The 5,897-nt window shown below is 55.5% G+C and carries 6 protein-coding genes; all 6 read right to left on the bottom strand.

What is annotated here, in order from left to right; translation table 11 throughout:
* A partial coding sequence (locus AQR02_RS20550) for a lysophospholipid acyltransferase family protein (protein ID WP_187388817.1) occupies window positions 1-445 on the bottom strand: 445 nt, incomplete at its 3' end.
* Window positions 414-1,199: a carotenoid biosynthesis protein gene (locus AQR02_RS20555; protein WP_054942310.1), complete on the bottom strand. Its 786-nt coding sequence runs from the start codon at window positions 1,197-1,199 to the stop codon at window positions 414-416. The genes AQR02_RS20550 and AQR02_RS20555, both read right to left, overlap by 32 nt.
* The gene (locus AQR02_RS20560) at window positions 1,199-2,044 is read right to left on the bottom strand and encodes a phytoene/squalene synthase family protein (RefSeq protein ID WP_054942311.1); all 846 of its coding nucleotides are present in this window, start codon (window positions 2,042-2,044) and stop codon (window positions 1,199-1,201) included. Before AQR02_RS20560 ends, AQR02_RS20555 begins: the two co-directional genes overlap by 1 nt.
* Window positions 2,037-3,509, bottom strand: coding sequence for a phytoene desaturase family protein (locus AQR02_RS20565; protein WP_054942312.1), 1,473 nt, complete (start codon window positions 3,507-3,509; stop codon window positions 2,037-2,039). The genes AQR02_RS20560 and AQR02_RS20565 overlap by 8 nt, the downstream gene beginning before the upstream one ends.
* Window positions 3,506-5,053 (bottom strand): phytoene desaturase family protein, encoded by a 1,548-nt coding sequence (locus AQR02_RS20570; protein WP_054942313.1) that lies wholly within the window; start codon window positions 5,051-5,053, stop codon window positions 3,506-3,508. The genes AQR02_RS20565 and AQR02_RS20570 overlap by 4 nt, the downstream gene beginning before the upstream one ends.
* A gap of 193 nt (window positions 5,054-5,246) precedes the next feature.
* Window positions 5,247-5,897: cobalamin B12-binding domain-containing protein (locus AQR02_RS20575; protein ID WP_245237641.1), on the bottom strand; the 651-nt coding region annotated here is incomplete at its 5' end.

A 5,897-nucleotide genomic window follows, 5' to 3' on the forward strand; every position in this document is an offset into this window, starting at 1 on the left:
GGCGCAGCACCAGCGCAGCCCCTTCCTTTAGAACCAGCGGGCGGTGCCCGAGCGGCATAATCTCCCCTTCGGGGTAGATCCAGACACTGCCGCCTTCACGCAGCAGCCTTGCCGTATACCGCAGAGAGGCGCTGACTTCCCCGCTACTGCTGCGGTTAATGGAATACGCTCCGAGCTTGCGGAAGAGGGGATATTTGCGCAGCTGCTCCTCCTCCATCATGAAATAATGCCCGGTGCCGCCCAGCCGTCCGGCTGCATGGTAAGCCAGCAGGCCATCCCACCATGAGCTGTGGTTCATCAGGTAGAGCACAGGCCGGCCGGCGGCAGCTGGCGGCTGCAGCTCACCCGAAAGTCCAATGAAATGAAAATGCCTGCGGAGTAAATACAGCGAATTGTAGCTGTAGAATAACCGGTTAAAGCTTCGGGATTTGGCGGCTTCCAGCATAGCGCAGACTCCCTTCCGAAAGAACAGCGCCAAGTACGGCTATAACCGTGCAGAGCACCAGTCCTTCACGCAGTCCTATAAGCCCGAACATAATCAGAATCGCCTGATATAAGCGGGTCCCTCTGCGGGCTGCCCGAAAGGACAGCTGTACATTGGGCAGGAACAGGGACAACAGTCCTCCAACCACGAACCAACCGGCAAAATTGCTCCAGGGGACGCCATATAATCCGCCGCCATTCTCCCAATGCCAGAAATCGCTGGCGTGAGCGACAGGATCAAGCACCAGATCCAGCAGCACGCTCCAGAAGCCGGTCTGAACAGCTCTTAACCCCCGCGAACGGAGCCCGGTTTGGCCAAAATCAAAACTTAACAGCACAGCATTGCACACTACAGCGATCCAGGCAAATCCCAGCGTGACCGGCACGCCGTAGACAAGCGGTCCAAGGGCAGAAGAATATTCATAATTGCCAAACAGACGCCCGGAGTGGACCCCTACCCATTCCACAGCCATCCCGCCGGTCCAGATCAGAACAGCCGGGAGCCATAGGGGGCGGTAGCTTTTTTTATCTGAAAAAATGACTGACCGGTCGGACATAAATGGCTGTACTTGACCCTTGGCTATCAAATCCAAGGCATAAACCGCATATAGAATCAGAAACAAACCACTGGAAAACTCCAGGCTCTTGGGAATACTGAACAGGATCAGCAGCAATGCGCCAATGGCATACCATATCCAGAATAGGGTCCTGATCATCAGTACACCATGGCATACCGTGCAGCCGTGCGCCGGAACATTAGAATCTTCGCCTCGTCGCTGACGTAAGCCCGCTTGTGGAACACATCATAATTTTCAGCAGCCACTGCATCGAGTATTGCGGCATAAAAGGCGGCAGCCAGCTCTACGGCCATTCCGCTCTGGGGAGGATACGTCCAGACATTATCGAGACCCCGCTTAAAATAAGTCAATGCATCTCTTTTCAATTCCTGAAGTACGGCAATAAACCGTTCATTGACTTCGCCCTGAGCCAGCTCTTCCTCGCTGTAACCGTTTCTCTGCAGTACTTCAAGGGGGAGATACCTGCGTCCGCGCCTTAAATCCTCGCCGACATCACGTATAATGTTGACAAGCTGCATGCCCATTCCAAGCGATATACCCGCTGCCCGCGCCTCTTCGTTATCGTCATCCCGCAGAACTGGAAGCAGCATCTCTCCAACTGTCCCCGCTACAAGATAACAATAAGATTCCAGCTGCTCCATCGTCTCATAATGCGTAAAGGTGAGATCCCGCAGCTGGCCTTCCATTTGCAGCAAAAACGGCTCTTGGCTCAATTGGGGAAAGCTGCTGAACAGCCAGCGCAGAGCCGGCCAGATGAAATGCCCCTCGGCCTGCTCCAGCTTCAAGAACATGCTGCGGAGCTCATGAATGGTGTACGGTGAATTCTCCGGCTCATCCACACTGTCATCAATGATCCGGCAAAACGCATAAATAACATGCACTGCTTCGCGGCGCGGGCTGGGCAGACCGTCAAACGCTTTATGGAAGGAAGAAGATCCTCTTCTCATCAGTTCCCCGCATTGCAGCAAAATTGTTTCATTCATGGATACTCATCTCCTTCATCATTTCATGTACAGCCAGCCTTGCTCCCTGCATTACAATCGGTACTCCGCCGCCGGGATGTACGGATGCGCCGGCTGCGTATAATCCTTGTATCGGATAGGGCTTCGGCTGTGGCCGGAAGACACCCGATTGCCCCAGCACAGGCGCTATCCCGAAGCTGCCTCCGCCGAACAGCCCCTCCTCCTGTGCATCAGCAGGTGTACGGAGCTTACGCCACGTGATACTCCCGACAAGCCCCGGAAATCCGCGGGCTTCCGCATCCGCGAGCACCCTGTCGGCCAGCGGTCCGGCCAGGCCCGCCCAATCCAGGTCCGGGTCTGTCGGAACAGGGATAAGAAAATACAATACGCTTTCGCCGGGAGGAGCCGCGTGTTCATCGAGCACCGCCGGATTAAATACATAATAAGAAGGGCTATGGGAGAGCTTCCCGTGATCGAACAATTCACGCAGGTTGTCATTCAGGCTCTCCGGCAGGAAAAACTGGTGCACCTGTGAATCCGGCCATCTTCTGGCCGCTCCCGCATAGATCAGCAGACAGCCCGAGGAAGGCTTGAACCTGCTGCCCCCGGATTTCTTCGGCACTACTGAAGAACCCCCCAACAGCCCCTCCAAATACGGAAAATCACCGTTATACAGCACAGCGTCGTAGGGAATAGCTTCACCCTGAATGACAACTCCGCGGCAGCGTCCGCCGCTTACGGTCAGCGCCTCGACCTCAGTGTCTGTATGAATCTCCACGCCCCGTTCTTCCAGCTCGCGAGCTATAATCTGCGGCAGCCTGCCGTACCCGCCCTTCAGCATCCAGATGCCGAAGGCATGCTCGGCGTAAGGCAGCATAGTGTAAATCCCCGGTGTGCGGAAAGGGGCCCCGCCGATGTATAAGCTTTGCAATGAAAAGGCATCCTTCAGCTCTTCACTCTTGAAATATTCTCCCACTGCCGACCGCAGGCTCTTATAGGCGCGCAGCCGGGCCATCAGCGACAGGTTACCCGGACTGAAAAAATCGCGTTTACGCCGGAAGCCCCGTTCCAGAAAAGAAGCCTTGCCCCGGGGATACAGCTCCGACATATCCTTCATGAAGCGAATAAACCCCGCGCCTTCTCCCGGATAGTTACGGTCAATCTCTGCAGCCTGCTCCTGAATATTGGCATACTTAGTCAGGACACGCCCACTCTTGAAGTGAATCCGGCAGAGCGGATCACAGTGCAGCAGCTCCAGGCTCCCGGCCGGCAGCCCGCCTTCCTCCAGAATACCCAGCAGCATCTCGGGAAGCAGCACGATCGTCGGCCCCTGGTCGATCCGGTAAGGCCCCTTCTCTTCGAAGGCAACCCGCCCGCCCACCTGCGGGGCACGCTCATACAGTACAACCTCTTGCCCCTGGCGGCTAAGCAGCAATGCGGCAGTCAGCCCGCCGATGCCGCCGCCGACAATAGCAACCCGGCTCACAGCGCAGCTCCCGTGCCGGCAACGCCTGTCTGGACTACGGCTTTACTGCGGGCTGCGCGGTCATGCTCCTGCAGCAGGCGCGCACTGATCTTAGCCGACTCGAAGATCGTCGGCAGCCCGCTGCCCGGATGGGTGCCGCCGCCGACCAGCCAAATGCCGCGGACCTCCTGGAAGGTATTATGCGGGCGCAGATACATCATCTGCCCGAGGTTATGGGCCAGATTAAAGGTGGCCCCGTTATATACGTCCAGTTTGTTCTGCCAGTCGAGCGGCGAGAAGAACTGGCTCTCCTCCACTCTGGAGGACAATCCCCTAAGCTGCGGAATACGCTCCAGCCGTTCCATCATCTCTTCCTCAACGATGGCGCTCTCCTGGTTCCAGTCAATTCCGGCCTGAAGATTGGGGACCGGCATCAGCACGTACAGCGAGGATTTTCCTGCAGGAGCCAGGGTAGGATCTATAACCGAAGGGTTATGCACATAAATCGAAGGATCCTCCGACAACGTGCCAAGCCGTGTAATTTCATCTACATTTCTCCGGTAATCTTCCGCGAAATGAACAGAATGATGGCCAAGGTCTACAGCACCGTCCACCCCCAGATACAGCATCGCCGTCGAGCAGGAGTAACGCTTGCGCTCCAGCTTGGCAGGAGTGTATCTCTTGAGTACGCCGGGCTCAAACAGCCGTGTCATTGCCGAACCGAAGTCTGCCCCGATGACGATATAATCCGCGTCCACGCTCTCTCCGTTCTCCAGCAGCAGCCCCGCTGCATGGCCGTTCTTGACCAAGATGCGCTCTACTCCGCAGGAAGTATGGATGCGGCCGCCATGCTCCTTAATGACCTCCCCCATAGCCTGAAGTACCCGGTTAATGCCGCCTATCGGATGATAAAGGCCGTAGCGGTGCTCCAGATAAGACAATATGGTAAAGGTTCCGGGGCATTCCCATGGTGACATGCCGAGGTATTTGGCCTGGAAGGTAAAGGCATAGCGCAGCCGCTCATCATCAAAATACCGGGATAAACGGTTATACACCGTATCCGTGGCATGAAGCTTAGGGAGCGCGTGCAGCACATCTTTTTTCACATAATCGCGGGGGGATTCAAAGGGACGCTGCAGCAGCGGCATGACCCTGCCGAACTTATCGTCTTCATCAGCCATAAACCGGCGGTAGCCTGCCCCATTCCCCGGGAACAGCCGCTCAATCTCCTCCGCAGTCTGATCCTGGTTCGTTGAGGGCCTGAATACGGTATCTCCGAAATGCAGGGAGTAGAGCGGATCCAGCTCTTGCAGAGATACATAGGAATGCAGGGAGCGCCCTGCTGAAGCGAACAGCTCCTCCAGCAGATGCGGCATCATCAGAAAGGTGGCCCCGCGGTCAAAGCGGTATTCCCCCAGCCGGAGTTCTCCCGACCTTCCGCCAACGACCTTCTGCTTCTCATAAACCTCTACCTCGTAGCCCTCGGCAGCCAGAAGCATAGCCGCGGCTAGACCACCGGGGCCTGCACCGACTACAGCAACCTTTGCGGCACTTTTTCCAATCATCTGCTCCACTCCCTCTTCTATGTTTCTATACGATTTCTATACGATAAGGACATCCGTTACAAACATTATACAAAAACTATACATTGTTGATACAGATATCATACATATTTTATGGGTCTGTGTAAATAACGCAAAAAAGAACCCTTCGACATCACCCGAAAGTGATACCTAAGGATTCTTTCTCCCGCCCGGTTCAGGGCCTGCTCTTTATTCCTGTAAACAGATAATCAAACCAGTCCTGCCAGCGCTCCGCAGGCTCATTTATAATAGCAACGGCTTCCGGAGAGGAAAACTCAGCCCCCTCAAAACCTTTGCCTCCCAGAATAAACTGCACCCCAGGGCAGGCTTCGCTCAAACGTTTAATGAGACCCTCGCAGTAGGGAAGCCGTTCCTTGCCAGTAAGCGACAGGCAAATCGCCCCGATCCGGTTCTGATTTTCCAGCATCGCCATGACCCCTTCTTCCGGCGTGTTAGCCCCCAGATAAATGACCTCGGCTCCGTTCTTCCGCAGGAAAAGCGAGAACAGCAGCAGTCCTACCTGATGATGCTCCCCCTCCGGGCAAAAAGCCAATACCTTCGGTAAATAGGCATGGACCGGAAACACATGGAAGAATTGATAAAAGCGGTTTGAGACCATATGGGTCATATAGTGTTCCTGTGCTACTGTTGCCGTACCCTGTTCCCAGGCATCACCGACCCTGACCAGCACCGGTACGAGCACCTGATGAAACATCGCCTCATACCCGTACATCGAGAAGCCAAAGTCGATCAGCGCATTCGCCCGTTCCCCCTGGAATTCGAGCAGAGCCGTGTAGATCTGCTGCTTCATCTTCTCAAAAGCTTC

Origin of the sequence: Paenibacillus ihuae (genome assembly GCF_001368795.1) — a bacterium.
GTDB lineage: Bacteria > Bacillota > Bacilli > Paenibacillales > Paenibacillaceae > Paenibacillus_AQ > Paenibacillus_AQ ihuae.